At 36.9% G+C, this 14,802-nt stretch carries 15 protein-coding genes and 1 tRNA gene; 6 read left to right on the top strand and 10 right to left on the bottom strand.

Annotated features, from left to right (window positions below; genetic code table 11):
• Positions 1 to 16 precede the first annotated feature (16 nt).
• From ilvB to R2Q77_RS18065, 8 genes are all read right to left on the bottom strand, one after another.
• Positions 17 to 1,768, bottom strand: coding sequence for a biosynthetic-type acetolactate synthase large subunit (ilvB, locus tag R2Q77_RS18100; protein WP_316805134.1), 1,752 nt, complete (start codon positions 1,766 to 1,768; stop codon positions 17 to 19).
• 21 nt (positions 1,769 to 1,789) lie between these two features.
• Positions 1,790 to 2,380, bottom strand: a complete 591-nt coding sequence (locus R2Q77_RS18095; protein ID WP_316805133.1) for an ORF6N domain-containing protein — start codon at positions 2,378 to 2,380, stop codon at positions 1,790 to 1,792.
• 45 nt (positions 2,381 to 2,425) lie between these two features.
• Entirely contained in the window at positions 2,426 to 4,108 is a 1,683-nt protein-coding gene (gene ilvD, locus R2Q77_RS18090; protein WP_316805132.1) for a dihydroxy-acid dehydratase, read from the bottom strand.
• Positions 4,109 to 4,393: 285 nt separating this feature from the next.
• The gene (locus tag R2Q77_RS18085) at positions 4,394 to 5,284 is read right to left on the bottom strand and encodes an aminotransferase class IV (RefSeq protein WP_316805131.1); all 891 of its coding nucleotides are present in this window, start codon (positions 5,282 to 5,284) and stop codon (positions 4,394 to 4,396) included.
• Positions 5,285 to 5,789: 505 nt separating this feature from the next.
• The gene (locus R2Q77_RS18080; RefSeq protein ID WP_316805130.1) at positions 5,790 to 6,536 is read right to left on the bottom strand and encodes a hypothetical protein; all 747 of its coding nucleotides are present in this window, start codon (positions 6,534 to 6,536) and stop codon (positions 5,790 to 5,792) included.
• A 114-nt stretch (positions 6,537 to 6,650) separates the two neighbouring features.
• Positions 6,651 to 6,896: an ATP synthase F1 subunit epsilon gene (gene atpC / locus R2Q77_RS18075; protein ID WP_316805129.1), complete on the bottom strand. Its 246-nt coding sequence runs from the start codon at positions 6,894 to 6,896 to the stop codon at positions 6,651 to 6,653.
• Between the two features lie 79 nt (positions 6,897 to 6,975).
• Complete coding sequence (atpD, locus tag R2Q77_RS18070) at positions 6,976 to 8,496, bottom strand: F0F1 ATP synthase subunit beta (RefSeq protein WP_410479308.1); 1,521 nt, start codon at positions 8,494 to 8,496, stop codon at positions 6,976 to 6,978.
• Between the two features lie 187 nt (positions 8,497 to 8,683).
• Positions 8,684 to 9,202: a hypothetical protein gene (locus R2Q77_RS18065; protein ID WP_316805127.1), complete on the bottom strand. Its 519-nt coding sequence runs from the start codon at positions 9,200 to 9,202 to the stop codon at positions 8,684 to 8,686.
• 107 nt (positions 9,203 to 9,309) lie between these two features.
• Here R2Q77_RS18065 and R2Q77_RS18060 point away from each other — a divergent pair, with 107 nt between their 5' ends.
• From R2Q77_RS18060 to obgE, 5 genes are all read left to right on the top strand, one after another.
• The gene (locus R2Q77_RS18060; protein WP_316805126.1) at positions 9,310 to 10,212 is read left to right on the top strand and encodes an SDR family oxidoreductase; all 903 of its coding nucleotides are present in this window, start codon (positions 9,310 to 9,312) and stop codon (positions 10,210 to 10,212) included.
• Positions 10,213 to 10,323: 111 nt separating this feature from the next.
• Positions 10,324 to 10,788 (top strand): peroxiredoxin, encoded by a 465-nt coding sequence (locus R2Q77_RS18055; RefSeq protein WP_316805125.1) that lies wholly within the window; start codon positions 10,324 to 10,326, stop codon positions 10,786 to 10,788.
• A 98-nt stretch (positions 10,789 to 10,886) separates the two neighbouring features.
• Positions 10,887 to 10,960 (top strand) — tRNA-Arg (locus R2Q77_RS18050).
• A gap of 413 nt (positions 10,961 to 11,373) precedes the next feature.
• Complete coding sequence (locus tag R2Q77_RS18045; protein WP_316805124.1) at positions 11,374 to 11,943, top strand: adenylate kinase; 570 nt, start codon at positions 11,374 to 11,376, stop codon at positions 11,941 to 11,943.
• A 71-nt stretch (positions 11,944 to 12,014) separates the two neighbouring features.
• Positions 12,015 to 13,010, top strand: coding sequence for a GTPase ObgE (obgE, locus tag R2Q77_RS18040; protein WP_269425529.1), 996 nt, complete (start codon positions 12,015 to 12,017; stop codon positions 13,008 to 13,010).
• Positions 13,011 to 13,073: 63 nt separating this feature from the next.
• Here the strand turns inward: obgE and R2Q77_RS18035 are convergent, their stop codons facing one another.
• The gene (locus tag R2Q77_RS18035) at positions 13,074 to 13,688 is read right to left on the bottom strand and encodes a YdcF family protein (RefSeq protein ID WP_316805123.1); all 615 of its coding nucleotides are present in this window, start codon (positions 13,686 to 13,688) and stop codon (positions 13,074 to 13,076) included.
• A gap of 182 nt (positions 13,689 to 13,870) precedes the next feature.
• Complete coding sequence (locus tag R2Q77_RS18030; RefSeq protein ID WP_316805122.1) at positions 13,871 to 14,236, bottom strand: YtxH domain-containing protein; 366 nt, start codon at positions 14,234 to 14,236, stop codon at positions 13,871 to 13,873.
• Positions 14,237 to 14,371: 135 nt separating this feature from the next.
• Here R2Q77_RS18030 and R2Q77_RS18025 point away from each other — a divergent pair, with 135 nt between their 5' ends.
• On the top strand, positions 14,372 to 14,752 hold the full coding sequence (locus R2Q77_RS18025) for an OsmC family protein (RefSeq protein WP_316805121.1): 381 nt from the start codon (positions 14,372 to 14,374) through the stop codon (positions 14,750 to 14,752).
• Positions 14,753 to 14,802 lie beyond the last annotated feature (50 nt).

Genomic DNA, 14,802 nt, shown 5'->3' with positions numbered 1-14,802 from the left:
CTTTTTACCTTCTACCTTATTTAAGTCTAATTTCGCTTACACTCATTCCTTGCGGAACCATTGGGAAAACATTGTTTTCTCTGCCAACCATTACTTCAAGAAGATATGAGCCATCGTGGTTAATCATCGTTTCTAATGCAGCTCTTAAATTTGCGCGCTCGTTAACCATTTGTCCTTCTATGTAATACGCTTTAGCTAAAGCCACAAAATCAGGACTGGTAATGTTGACAAAAGAATAACGTTTATCGTGAAATAACTGTTGCCATTGACGTACCATGCCTAAGAAACGGTTGTTCAGTATCAAGATTTTTACTGCTGCACCAAACTGCATAATGGTACCCAGTTCTTGTGGTGTCATCTGGAAGCCTCCATCGCCAATAATTGCAATAACCGTTTTGTTTGGTGCACCATATTTGGCACCAATAGCTGCCGGTAAACCAAAACCCATTGTGCCTAAACCTCCAGAAGTAATGTTGCTGCGGGTATTGTTAAATTTCGCATAACGACAAGCTACCATTTGGTGTTGACCAACATCGGTTACAATTACTGCATCGCCGCCACAAATTTCGTTGATGTTGCGTAATACTTCGCCCATGGTCATTTCATCACCGGCAGGATAAAGTTCTGGTGTAATTACCTGATCTATTTCCTGTTGGTTATAATCTCTGAATTTGGCAACCCATTCTTCGTGTTTATTTGCGTTAACCAAATTGGTTAACAGGGGTAAGGTTTCTTTACAATCGCCCCAAATACCAACCTCGGCTTTCACGTTTTTATCAATTTCGGCTGGATCAATATCCAAATGGATTACTTTAGCCTGTTTGGCATATTTATCTAAACGGCCGGTTACACGATCATCGAAACGCATGCCAATGGCAATAAGCACATCACATTCGTTGGTTAAAACATTTGGACCATAATTTCCATGCATTCCCAACATACCAACGTTTAATGGGTGTGCCGTTGGAATTGCCCCTTCACCCATAATCGTCCATGCTGCCGGGATACCTGTTTTTTCGATAAACGCTTTAAATTCTTCTTCGGCGGTACCTAAAACTACGCCTTGACCAAATAATACAAATGGTTTTTTTGCGGAGTTAATTAATGCTGCAGCTTGCTCAATATATTCAATCCTAACTTTAGGTTTTGGGCGGTAAGAGCGGATATGATTGCATTTTACATATTCAGGGAATTCCTCAATCTGTAGCTGTGCGTTTTTAGTAATATCAATTAAAACGGGGCCTGGTCTGCCACTTTTAGCAATGTAAAATGCTTTTGCCAAAACCTCCGGGATTTCTTTCGCATCAGTAACCTGATAATTCCATTTGGTAACGGGTGTGGTAATGTTAATTACATCAGTTTCCTGAAAAGCATCTGTACCTAATAAGTGAGCGAAAACCTGTCCTGTAATACAAACCAGTGGTGTACTATCAATTTGTGCATCGGCTAAACCGGTTACTAAGTTAGTAGCGCCTGGCCCGCTGGTTGCAAAAACAATACCTACCTGGCCACTTGCTCTTGCAAAGCCTTGGGCAGCATGAATACCACCTTGCTCATGGCGAACTAAAATGTGTTGCAATTTATCTGCATAATCGTAAAGTGCGTCGTAAATTGGCATAATTGCACCGCCAGGGTAGCCAAAAATGGTGGTTACGCCTTCTTCAATCAATCCATTCAATAGCATCTGCGAACCAGATCCTTTGAATAATTTATTTGAGGTTTCTGCCTGTGCCTCTGTTTGTTGTATTGTATCCTGTGCAGTTTCCATAATTATGTTTTTGCGGTTCTGTTATTCTTTAATTTTAAACCCAATCCTCTCTCTATCTTTCCACTTCAATTGAGCAATTTTTTCGTCTATTAAATTTTCCATTGCATCATAAAGCTCATTTAACTGAACATCATGTTCTCCAATCCGTTCTTTAATTTCTGTTAACTGATCGTTCATATTACTTTGCTTCAGCAAAATTTTCCGAACATCAACAAAGGCTCTCATAATGGCAATGTTCATGTTAATTGCTTTTACGCTTTTCAAAACACCACTTAGCATGGCTACACCTTGCTCTGTAAAAGCGTAAGGCATTTTTCGGGTGCCTCCCCAACTTGAAGTCACAAATTGTGACTTCAAGTTGGGGAGGCGTGTGTTCACAATTTGTGATTGTACTCCCTGATTAATATTTTCAATTTGAAGTCTTAAATTTTCAAACTCTTCTTTTGTAAGCTGGAACATAAAATCATCTGGAAAACGTTGTATGTTGCGTTTAACGCCTTGATTTAAGACTTTCGTTTCAACTTCATATAAAATTGCCAAATCGAAATCGAGCATTACCCTTTCTCCCCTGATTTCGTAAATCCTGTTTTGAATACTTTTAATTATCTGCATAATTTATTTTTTAGTACCAATTTAATCCAGGGATGGTTTTTGATTTTAATATTCGTCAGTTACACAACCACTGGCTGCGTCTGAAACGGTTTTAGCATATTTATATAAAACACCTTTTGTTACCTTTAATGCTGGCTGAACATATTTTTTTCTACGTTCGGCAATTACTTCGTCACTAACTTGTAAGCTGATGATGTTGTTTATTGCATCAATTAAAATTGGGTCATTATCTTCAACCAGCCCAATTAAACCACCTTTGTATGACTCTGGTGTAATGTGCCCCACTACAAAGCCGTGTGTACCACCAGAGAAACGACCATCTGTAATCAAAGCAACAGATTTACCTAAACCCGCACCAATAATGGCTGATGTTGGTTTTAACATTTCGGGCATGCCAGGAGCACCAACCGGACCAGAATTTTTAATTACGATTACATCACCCGGTTGAACACGACCGTTGGAAATACCAGCAATTAAATCATGCTCGCCATCAAATACACGTGCAGGACCCTCAAATTTTTCGCCTTCTTTACCACTGATTTTGGCTACTGAACCTTTCTCAGCTAAGTTTCCGTAAAGAATCTGCAAGTGACCAGTTGCTTTAATTGGTTCGCTCAATTTTTGCACAATCTTCTGATCGTAATCCATGATTGATTTCACATCAGCTAAATTTTCAGCTACGGTTTTTCCAGTTACAGTTAAGCAATCGCCATGTAACAAACCTTCATTTAATAAATATTTTAATACCGCTGGGATACCACCATATTGGTGTAAATCCTGCATTAAATATTTACCGCTTGGTTTAAAATCGGCAAGTACAGGAGTTACATCACTCATTTTTTGGAAATCATCCTGTGTAATTTCTATACCGATTGCTTTACCCATTGCAATAAAGTGCAATACGGCATTTGTACTTCCACCTAAAATGATAATTGAACGGATGGCATTTTCGAATGCTTTTCTCGTCATAATATCAGATGGTTTAATGTCTTTTTCTAATAAAATTTTGATGTATTTACCCGCATCTACACATTCTTGTTTTTTCTCTGGGCTAACTGCAGGGTTCGAAGAAGAATATGGCAAACTCATTCCTAAAGCTTCAATTGCCGAAGCCATGGTGTTTGCCGTGTACATGCCGCCACAGGCGCCTGCACCTGGGCAAGTGTGTTTAATAATGCCCTGATAATCTTCTTCAGAAAGGTTGCCACAGATTTTTTGCCCTAAAGCTTCAAATGCTGAAACAATGTTTAATTCTTCACCTTTATAATGGCCCGGAGCTATTGTGCCGCCGTAAACCATGATGGAGGGACGATCTAAACGTGCCATGGCCATAATAGCGCCTGGCATATTTTTATCGCAACCCGGAATTGAAATAATACCATCGTAATACTGTCCGCCACAAATGGTTTCAATGCTATCGGCAATTACATCGCGGCTTACCAAAGAGTAACGCATGCCGTCGGTACCGTTGCTCATACCATCACTTACACCAATGGTATTAAAAACCAAGCCCACTAAATCATTTGCCCAAACTCCTTTTTTAACGTCTTTTGCAAGGTCGTTTAAGTGCATATTGCAAGTGTTACCATCGTAACCCATACTTGCAATACCAACCTGTGCTTTGGCCATGTCTGCATCAGTCAATCCGATTCCATAAAGCATGGCTTGTGCGGCCGGTTGTGTTGGATCTTGCGTAAATGTTTTACTGTACTTGTTTAATTCGCTCATTGTTTAATATGTAATGTTTTGGTTTTGTTAGTTTTTTAATTTTTGAGGCAAAAAAAAACCGCCTCGTTTCGGAGGCGGTTTCGATATGGTATATTTTATTATTATACGCAACGATTTCCACCTCTATATTTAGAAATGACAATAATTAGGTTGCTAATAATGTTTGTGTTAAAATTCATGTCTTTGACTGTGAACCACAAACATACTAACTTATTGAAAAAATCAAAGAACTATTTTTTTTTATTTTTTACCCGTGTTACTATTGGTCGTATAGTCATTACTTTCTTATATAATCACTTCGTAATTCACTTTTTCAAGTACTAAGTTTTTATAAGCACGCTGTATGGTATAACCTAAAGATTCGCGCCAAAGCGGACGATAAACGGTATCATCTATAGAGGCAATCCCCGCAATTTCAGTAGCTGTTCCGCATAAAAAAGCGCTATCGGCAGATTTTAAATCTTCTACAGTCAGTTGTTTTTCAGTGCATTGAATATCGAGTACTGTACAAAGCTCTTTAACTGTTGCCCTCGTTATTCCGGGTAAAATGTTACCTAATGATGGTGTATATAGTTTGTTGTTTTTTTCGATGAAAATGTTTGCTCCCGAAGCCTCAGCTACAAACCCATTCATGTCTAAAAGCAAAGCTTCATCATAACCTTTAATGTTTGCGGCAGTGGTGGCCAGGATTGAGTTTACATAATTGCCGCTCAACTTGGCTTCCATTGGAGTTGATTTTGGATTTGGTCTTTCGTAATCAGAAATGGTCAAATTTAAAAGCTTATTGCCCGAATAGGCATCCCATTCCCAGGCACAAATCAAAATTGAAACGCCACTTGGCTCATTTAATTTCATATTTGGGTGACAAAATACCAATGGCCTGATATAAGCATCTTTTAACTTGTTTAACTGTAATAGTTTATAGGTTGCAGCAATCAGTTCATTTTTATCCCATGGGAAAGGAATATTGGCGAGTTGGCAAGAACGCTCTAAACGGTTAAAATGCGCAGCCGCTTTAAATATGCGGTTGCCGTTATGCGTTTTGTAGGCTCTTATCCCTTCAAAAGCGGCATAACCATAGTGTAGCGATTGTCCGTAAAGATCAGTGCTACTATCAACAGCTTTTTCAAACCGCCCGTCAAGGTAAATGATCGTGTTAGAATTATAATATTTCATTATACACGTGTTTTGTTGTTTAAAAAAAGCGCCTCTTTGTGGGAGGCGCTCGCTTATATTTTAATTTAAAAATTACTTAAACTGCGCCTGCTTTTTACCCAATAAAATATTTAGGAGTAGGAGGTGAACTAAAATGACTGGAAACAACACAATATTTCTGACTGCGTTTGCAGTAGAATTTATTGAATTTATGTTGCTTTGAATTGTCATTCCTTTATTGATTTGTTTATAAAACCAATTTAGTTTTTGGTCTATTAATAAGCAAGTGAAAATAAAAAAAAATGAAATAAGAATATTATTTTGTTTTTTGCGCAACAAACATGTATAAAATTTTGAATATTGGTTGTGTTAGTGATTTAATGCCGAGCGCTGTAGACCAAATATCGAATCGGTATACGGTATAAATATTATGCTTGCATTATAAATTATCTGATTTTCGGCGTAAAATTGATTCACGTTGATGTAAAATTGATTTTTTACACGAAATTATGCATACATTTTCGACCTATTTTTTGGGAAATAATGATTCGGTATCAGGCTTTTTATAACCCATCATTTTCATTCCATAAAACCACCTGTCGCGAATGCTGATCAGATTGCCTTCAAATTCATAACCGGGTACAAGTCTGGAAAAAAAGTTTTCTTTTTTCAGTATTTTTTCAAGTTTTGCTAAGGAGGAGGGGCTAAGTTTTTGATAATAAGGTTCTATCAGGTTTTGTTCTTTAAGCAATAAATTTCCATCCCAAATTTCGGCTTGCTTGCCGGTAAGTGCTTCCTGTACATAAAGCAATTTTAATTCTGCCCATATATCATTAAAAATAATTTGGTTGCCTTCCATTACAAAAGATTTAATTTCTGAATTGGAGCTGCCACTAATTTCTGCGGCACTGGTTAATAAACTTTCTAACTTTTTTGTTGTGGTTGCAGCAGCAAATCCCCATCTGGTTTCGAAACCTAAGGAATCCGTCTGGTGTTGAAACCATTTATAAAAGTCGGATCGTTCGGCAATGCTTTGATATTCCTCAAAACCTTTTGTTTTTTTAATGTTGGTTTTATTGGCATTACTCCAGGCAATGTTGTTCTTTTGCCTGTCGGTTTTTAACCAGTGCCCATCCATTCCGTCATGTTTCCCGTTGGGATTGGCCTTTAAATAGTCGCTCAGGCTATTGTATTCGAGATAGGAAGAAGCTTTAATTTGAGTGAAAGAAAATATCAAACCAGCAAAAACCAATATACTTTTATTCCTGAACATACTTAATAAGATCTATTTTAATAAGATACGATTAAATAAGGAATTAGGTTGCTGCTAAATAAAAAAGCCCTCCTGAGTTACATCGGGAGGGCTCCTAAAATGAGTTGATTGTATTTAAGCAATACCTTCGGCCAATACCACAATTTTGTTATGGATGGCTTCTACCACACCGCCTTTGATAAAAAAGCGTTCGTCGTCTGTTTTAGTGCTTTTAATAATAACTTCTCCATCTTCTAAAGTTGAAATGATAGGGGCATGGTCTTTCAAAATTTGAAAAGAACCCAAAGTACCAGGAACCGTAACTGCTGTTACTTCGCCTTCGTAAACTTTTTTATCTGGAGTTAATATTTCTAATGTCATTCTTTTTAGATTGAAGATATGAGATATAAGATATAAGATTTGCATCCCTTCTCACATCTCACACCTGATGTCTCGTAGCTTAGTTCGCTTCTGCTAATAATTTTTTACCTTTTTCGATTGCATCTTCAATGCTACCAACTAAGTTAAATGCAGCTTCTGGATATTCGTCAACTTCACCATCCATAATCATATTGAAACCTTTTATGGTATCTTTAATGTCAACCAACACACCTTTTAAGCCTGTAAATTGCTCAGCTACGTGGAAGGGTTGAGATAAGAAACGTTGAACACGACGCGCTCTTGATACTACTAATTTATCTTCTTCAGATAATTCGTCCATACCTAAAATTGCGATGATATCTTGTAATTCTTTATAACGTTGTAAAGTTTCTTTAACACGTTGTGCAGTGTTATAGTGTTCGTCACCTAAAACAGCTGGAGAAAGGATACGAGAAGTCGAATCCAATGGATCTACCGCAGGGTAAATACCTAACTCAGCAATTTTACGAGATAATACTGTAGTTGCATCTAAGTGGGCAAATGTTGTTGCCGGTGCAGGGTCAGTTAAATCATCCGCAGGTACATATACCGCTTGTACTGATGTAATTGAACCGCGTTTAGTTGACGTAATACGCTCTTGCATTAAACCCATCTCAGTTGCCAATGTTGGTTGGTAACCTACCGCAGATGGCATACGACCTAATAAAGCCGATACCTCAGAACCTGCCTGAGTGAAACGGAAGATGTTATCAACGAAGAAAAGGATATCTTTTCCAGCGCCTTCGCCATCACCATCACGGAAATATTCTGCAACAGTTAAACCTGATAAAGCTACACGTGCACGTGCACCAGGAGGCTCGTTCATTTGACCGAAAACCAATGTTGCTTTAGATTCTTTTAATTTTTCAGTATCAACTGCTTTCAAATCCCAGCCACCTTTTTCCATTGAGTGTAAGAATTCGTCGCCATAGTTAATTACACCTGATTCGATAAACTCACGAAGTAAATCGTTACCCTCACGAGTACGCTCACCAACACCTGCAAACACTGATAAACCAGCATAAGCTTTAGCGATGTTGTTTACCAACTCCATAATTAATACCGTTTTACCTACTCCAGCACCACCAAATAATCCAATTTTACCACCTTTTGCATAAGGCTCTAATAAATCGATTACTTTAATACCTGTAAAAAGTACTTCAGTTTCTGTTGATAAATCTTCGAACTTAGGAGGTGTTGCGTGGATTGGACGGCCATCTGTTTTATCAACAGGTGTAATACCATCAATCGCTTCACCAACCACATTAAATAAACGGCCTTTGATCTGATCGCCTACTGGCATTTTAATTGCTGAACCAGTATCAAGTACCTTCATTCCACGAACTAAACCGTCAGTAGAGTCCATTGAAATTGCACGTACACGGTCTTCACCTAAGTGCTGTTGAACTTCTAAAACAATTTTTTGTCCATTTTCTTTCGTTATCTCTAACGCATCAAAAATTTTAGGTAGATGGGCATCATCAGCAAAGCTAACGTCAACCACTGGGCCGATAATTTGTGCTATTTTTCCTAAGTTAGGCATATCTGTTGTGAGTAAAATTATTACAGTCAATGAATTAAAGCTGTTTGTAAGGGCTCCAATTCGGTTGGCAAAGTTAAACTTTTCTTAACGAATTTTAAATATATTATATAAATTTTTTCAACAGGGTTAATTGCGGGTAATTTGAATAAAAAAATGCCTTAAAAACTAAGCGCTTTTAAGGTATTTTTAAGCTGTAATTTGAGGCCTAAAAACTATAGCCCAAAGCAAGTCCAATGGTTAATATGGTTTCATCCCCGGTAAATAAAAGTGCGCCGGCTCGATACATAAAACCGCCAACAGGTTTTTGATGCCTAAAGCCGGCCCTTATAATTAATGGCGTATTTACCGTTTTATTATCAAAGTTATAATCATAACCATTTACGGTCAGTAATTTTCCATGGAATCCACTTAAGGGCTTTAATATGGTAACACCTATGCCTGTTTCGAAAAAATTTTTAGATGTATTGCTTTTGCTGATCAGCAGGTTAACTTCGAGTGGAACAATAATGACTTGCTGAAGTGTAGAGAGCCCAACTCTTGGTACTACTTTTAATCCTTTAGATACCTGGAATAACCTATCGTAATTAAGAGAATACGCTCCGCCATTACCCAAAAGTTCGGCATAAATGCTGTTCTTTTTTTCTACCTCCTGCGCATTAACCATAAAACTTAGGCCGGTTAGTATTAAACTAATAAAAAGGCTTGTTTTAAAATTTCGTTTCATTTGAGTGTTATTTAAATAGTAGTGTGTTTATTTATTTCCAGTAAGGAAGTTGATTGCAATAAATATATTACATTTAAATTGCCGAACAAATTAATTATAATTACGGGATGAAAACAGTGCTGGTAACCGGAAGTAATGGCCTTTTAGGACAAAAATTAACGGAGAAAATATTAAGTGAAGGCAGGGTAAATCTCATTGCTACATCAAAGGGTGCAAACCGTTATCCGCTTACGGAAGGTTATGAATATGCAGAATTGGATATTCTTGATAAAGGAAAGCTAAAAGAGGTGATTGAAAAATATAAGCCCGATGCAATTATCCACACAGCAGCTATGACCAATGTAGATGTATGTGAAGCCAACAAAGAACTTTGCCACCAGCTTAATGTTGATGCTGTACAGAACTTAGTTTCGCTTTGCGAAGTACAACAAATACAGTTTGTGCATTTAAGTACTGATTTTGTTTTTGATGGTGCTGATGGACCGTATAAGGAAGATGACGCTGTAAACCCTTTAAGTTATTACGGCGAATCTAAAGTTTTGGCAGAGGAGTTAATCAAAACATCGAAAACTAATTGGGCAATATTGCGTACCATATTGGTATATGGAATAACAAGCGATAGGAGCAGGAGCAACATTGTGCTTTGGGCAAAAGGTGCATTAGAGAAAGGGCTTCCTGTTAATGTGGTAAACGACCAGTGGAGAATGCCAACTCTTGCTGAAGATTTAGCTGAAGCTTGTTTATTAGCTGTTGAAAAAAATGCGCAGGGCATTTATAATGTTTCGGGTAAAGATTACATGAGTATTGCCGATTTAGTGCGAAAAGTTGCCGATTATTGGTCGCTGGATAAATCAATCATTACTGAAATTAGTTCTGAACTTTTAAATCAAACGGCAAAAAGGCCAGTGCGTACAGGTTTTGTGCTGGATAAAACAATCAGAGATTTAGGTTATAACCCACATAGTTTTGAAGAAGGACTGGCGATTTTGAAAGAACAGATGGGCACTTAGTCTCAAATATTTAGTGTCGGATATAAGGTTGATGGCCTCGGTATGGTTTAACCCTAACCTGTTCAGCTAACCAATTAATACAGTTTAAACAATTAACCATAAAAATAGATTATGTCATTACAAGTTGGCGATTTAGCGCCTGATTTTAAACTTTACAGTTCTGAATTAACAGAAATTTCTTTGTCTGCATTTAAAGGTAAGAAAGTAATTATCCACTTTTTCCCGATGGCTTTTACAGGTACCTGTACCGAACAGCTTTGTACCATGCGAGATAATTTTAGTTATTACGAAGGAATAAATGCTGAAGTGATCGGTATCTCTGTAGATTCTCCATTTTCTTTAGCTAAATTTAAAGAAGAGCAAAATTATCAATTCCCTTTATTGTCTGATTTTAATAAAGAAGTATCAAAAGCTTTTGGAGCCTATTATGAAGAATTTGTGTATGGATTAAAGGGTGTTTCCAAAAGAGCAGCTTTTGTAATAGGTGAAGATGGAAAAATTATTTATGCTGAAATTTTAGAAGATGCGCGTGAGTTGCCTGATTTTAAAGCAATTAATGATGCGTTGAGTGCTTAGCTAAATTTTCAGGATTAAAAAAAGTGATTTTTTTTCAAAAAAAATTGGGAAATTAAATTTCAAATCTTACTTTTGCAGTCCGTTAACGAAACGGAAATGCATTTGTAGCTCAATTGGATAGAGCATCTCACTACGGATGAGAAGGTTTGGGGTTCGAATCCCTACAAGTGCACTGAAAGCCTTAGAGAAATCTAAGGCTTTTTTGTTTTACAGCATTTTTTACTCATCGATCAGCTGCTTAATTAGCAAGTACCTCAATTTTTGTTAAAATGATACGGCTCATGTTGGTTAGTTTCAGCTGAAAATACATTGATTATTTGGCTGAAAAGGGAGTTCATTAAAGAATATTCTGTTAAATATAAAAATTACACAAGATTCTTTGCGTAACGAGAGAAATGTCACCAAAATAGCTCTTTTTTAAATAAATTATCAATTATAAATGGCATCTAAATTAATAATTATATATTTGCAGCCTCGAAAGTAAGCAGTTATGTTAATTCGAATAGGAACTAATCTGTACGTTATTTTTGGGAGAGCCATAGGAATAAGGCTTTTTTAATTTTGAAGACAACCTAAACAACTTGAATGCTTAATTTAGTTCTTTTTGGCCCTCCTGGGGCGGGTAAAGGCACCCAATCTGAAAAGCTGATTGCGAAATATCAGTTGGTACATGTTTCAACAGGTGATCTTTTTAGAGCACATGTTAGGAATCAAACCGAATTAGGAAAAAAAGTTAGTCAATTACTTGCTGATGGAGAATTGGTTCCGGATGCGATTACCATTGCAATGCTGGAAGAGGAAGTGGATAAAAACCCTGACGCTAAAGGTTTTGTGTTTGATGGTTTTCCCCGTACTGTTCCTCAGGCAGAAGAATTAGATTTATTTTTAGAACGTAAAGGAAGCAAAATTGCTGGTGTAATTGCTTTGGATGTTAATCAGGATGAGCTTACAAAGCGCATTGCTGAACGTCATAAAGTAAGTGGAAGACCAGATGATGATGCTGAGAAATTAAAAAAACGAATTTCAGAATATTTTGATAAAACCATCCATGTTTTACCTTTTTACGAAGCACAGGGAAAGTTGAACAAAGTAAATGGAATAGGTGAAAAAGAAACAGTATATAATGATCTTTGCGCTGTTATTGATCAATACTAATTAATAAGTTTTTTATAAATGGCGGAAAGGATTTTATTTTTTCCGCCATTTTTATTTAAAAAGGAAATAATATGTCTCAGGGTTCGAATTTCGTAGATTATGTAAAAATTTGTTGCCGTTCTGGTAAAGGCGGGGCAGGTTCTGCACACTTGCATCGCGATATTTTAACATCAATGGGTGGGCCCGATGGTGGAGATGGTGGTAGAGGTGGTCACATTATTGTTAAAGGAAACAGCAACATCTGGACGTTATTACATTTAAAATACCGCAAACACATTATTGCCGAAGATGGTTTGGCAGGAGGAAGTTCTCATAAATTTGGCCGTCAGGGTAAGGATGAGATTCTTGAAGTACCATTGGGCACCATTGCCAAGGATGCTGAAACCGGAGAAGTACTTTTTGAAATTACTAAAGATGGTGAAACGCAGATTTTAACGGCTGGTGGCCGTGGCGGATTGGGTAATGCACATTTTAAAACTTCAACTTTGCAAACCCCAAGATTTGCCCAGCCGGGAGAATCAGGGAAAGAGGTTTGGAATATTTTAGAACTTAAAGTGTTGGCTGATGTCGGTTTGGTTGGTTTCCCGAATGCCGGAAAGTCAACATTGTTATCTGTAGTTTCTGCAGCTAAACCCGAAATTGCTGATTACCCTTTTACAACGATTGTTCCCAATCTGGGTATTGTAAGTTATCGTAACAACAAATCCTTTGTAATGGCTGATATTCCCGGGATTATTGAAGGGGCATCAAAAGGCAAGGGTTTAGGTTACCGTTTCTTACGCCATATAGAACGTAATTCGGTTTTACTTTTTATGGTTCCGGCCGATACAAGCAGAAGCATTAAGGAAGAATACGAAATCTTAAAAAGAGAGCTTGAATCCTATAATCCTGAGCTGATGCAAAAACCCCATGTTTTAGCAATAACAAAATCAGATATGCTGGATGAGGAATTAACTGAAGAAATGAAAAAAGACCTGCCAAATGTACCTTCCATATTTATTTCTTCTGTAGCAGAAAAAAACCTGCTTGAATTGAAAGATATGCTTTGGAAAGCAATTGAAGGATAGCTATAAAGCTTAAAATAAAAAAGGACGCTGATTTTCAGGGTCCTTTTTTATTTATATGCTGCTTTAACTTCTGAAATTATCCACGATTAAACCAATCCATTCTTTTAACAACAACTCCCATTTAAACAGAGCATAGGCATCAGGAATTAAAATATCGCCAGCATCATAGGTGGTTTTACCCAGGTAATTGGTCGGGTAATACGTTAATTTCTTCCCAAAAACTTTATCGAAAATTAATTTAGATCTTGGAATGTGCCATGCACTTGTAATCACCAGCACATTGGCATTAGCTTTATATTTTTGTATAAGGCTAAAACTATTTTTAGCATTTTCGATGGTATTTCTGCTTTGGTTTTCAATCCATATAGCAGAATCGGGAATGCCAATTTCTTTTAAATAATTTAGTGCTAAATCTGCTTCTTTAACTTTAGTATCAAGGAGGTTGCCACTTCCGCCAGAAATTAAAATCTTATTTATTTTACCGCGTTTATAAAGACTTATTGTTTGAAAAAGCCGATCGCCTGTAAAACTTAACTGGATTTGGTTATTACGTTCATTTATTTCTGAAAATCCACCCAAAAGAATCCCAACCTCAAATTTTTGATCATCAGGGTATTTGGCTTCGTAAGCATTGAGTATTTTTCCGATTAAAAAAGAATTAGAAAATACAAAAAGCATTATAAAAGCACATAGTAATAGTTGCTTCCTCTTTTTTGCACTTTTACAAAACAGCGCACACAAGAGAATTAATAATACCCAAACAATTGGTTTTAAGAGAAAAAGAAGGATTTTTGAAAGAATAAAAAGCATATACAGATAAATCCTGTAAAATTAGGATTATAATTCTGCTTTTAAAGCATTTATCCTTGTCCTTCCTGCACCTGCACATTTTCGTGTACATCTTCTAACACTTCTTTAATATCGGATTTACGCTTGGCCTTTTGGTTATGTTTAAAGTGAGGTATCTCTTGCTCTACAATGTCTTCTTCCACTGCTTCAACCCCAAATACCTTTTTTCTGAGCGCTTCATAACGGTCCTGGAAATTATATTTCAGGTCTTTAGCTTTATCTGCAATTTTATCACGGGTTCCAGCCCCGCTATCGGGTGCAAATAAAACACTAATTACAGCACCGGCCGCTAATCCGGCAACCAAGGCTATTGCAATTTGTGCATTATTATTTGATCTTTTAATAAGATGTTTCGTTAGCATTTTTCTATAATTCATAGTCAGGTCGTTTTAAAAAGAACAAATGCGCTTTCAGAAAGTTTTTACTAAATTATTTTGGGTAATTTTTCGGCATCCAATTCGCCAATAAAGAATAGATATGTTTAAATTTAAAAATTCACAAAAACAGGATAGATGGTAAAAGCAACAATAAATAAAGAACATTACGCATGCTCAGTTACAAACGGATCTCATGAAGTTATAGTAGATGAACCTTTAGAGCTGGGCGGTACACATAAAGGCTTTGCGCCAAAGGGTTTGTTAATGGCTTCCTTAGCATCATGTGTAGCCATTACGCTTAGGATGTATGCAGATAGAAAGCAATGGCCTGTGGAGAAGATAGATGTAACGGTAACTGCTGAAACTGAAAACGGAGAACAGGTATTTGTAGAAGAAATTGTTTGTACAGGGGATTTATCAGAAGAGCAGAAACAACGGTTAGAAGATATCGCCGCAAAATGCCCGGTGAGTAAGATATTGAGCTTTGGCAGCATCATCAAATCCAAAGTTTTATAAAAAAAACCTAAGTCTGTTCCGTGTAAGAAATGCCTGATCGGTTCCACTTC

Origin of the sequence: Pedobacter nototheniae (assembly GCF_032678625.1) — a bacterium.
Lineage (GTDB): Bacteria > Bacteroidota > Bacteroidia > Sphingobacteriales > Sphingobacteriaceae > Pedobacter > Pedobacter nototheniae_A.
The sequence above is the reverse complement of the archived record's forward strand: the minus strand, read 5'-3'. Positions and strand labels throughout refer to the sequence as shown.

Bases quoted from the DNA above. Each gene is read 5' to 3' on its own strand.
- R2Q77_RS18035 (WP_316805123.1), bottom strand. From the start codon at position 13,688: ATGCTTTTTGTATTTTCTAATTCTTTTTTAATCGGAAAAATACTCAAT.
- R2Q77_RS18085 (WP_316805131.1), bottom strand. From the start codon at position 5,284: ATGAAATATTATAATTCTAACACGATCATTTACCTTGACGGGCGGTTT.
- R2Q77_RS18080 (WP_316805130.1), bottom strand. From the start codon at position 6,536: ATGTTCAGGAATAAAAGTATATTGGTTTTTGCTGGTTTGATATTTTCT.
- atpC (WP_316805129.1), bottom strand. From the start codon at position 6,896: ATGACATTAGAAATATTAACTCCAGATAAAAAAGTTTACGAAGGCGAA.
- obgE (WP_269425529.1), top strand. From the start codon at position 12,015: ATGTCTCAGGGTTCGAATTTCGTAGATTATGTAAAAATTTGTTGCCGT.
- ilvD (WP_316805132.1), bottom strand. From the start codon at position 4,108: ATGAGCGAATTAAACAAGTACAGTAAAACATTTACGCAAGATCCAACA.
- R2Q77_RS18025 (WP_316805121.1), top strand. From the start codon at position 14,372: ATGGTAAAAGCAACAATAAATAAAGAACATTACGCATGCTCAGTTACA.
- R2Q77_RS18095 (WP_316805133.1), bottom strand. From the start codon at position 2,380: ATGCAGATAATTAAAAGTATTCAAAACAGGATTTACGAAATCAGGGGA.
- R2Q77_RS18030 (WP_316805122.1), bottom strand. From the start codon at position 14,236: ATGAATTATAGAAAAATGCTAACGAAACATCTTATTAAAAGATCAAAT.
- R2Q77_RS18065 (WP_316805127.1), bottom strand. From the start codon at position 9,202: ATGAAACGAAATTTTAAAACAAGCCTTTTTATTAGTTTAATACTAACC.
- R2Q77_RS18045 (WP_316805124.1), top strand. From the start codon at position 11,374: ATGCTTAATTTAGTTCTTTTTGGCCCTCCTGGGGCGGGTAAAGGCACC.
- R2Q77_RS18060 (WP_316805126.1), top strand. From the start codon at position 9,310: ATGAAAACAGTGCTGGTAACCGGAAGTAATGGCCTTTTAGGACAAAAA.
- R2Q77_RS18055 (WP_316805125.1), top strand. From the start codon at position 10,324: ATGTCATTACAAGTTGGCGATTTAGCGCCTGATTTTAAACTTTACAGT.
- ilvB (WP_316805134.1), bottom strand. From the start codon at position 1,768: ATGGAAACTGCACAGGATACAATACAACAAACAGAGGCACAGGCAGAA.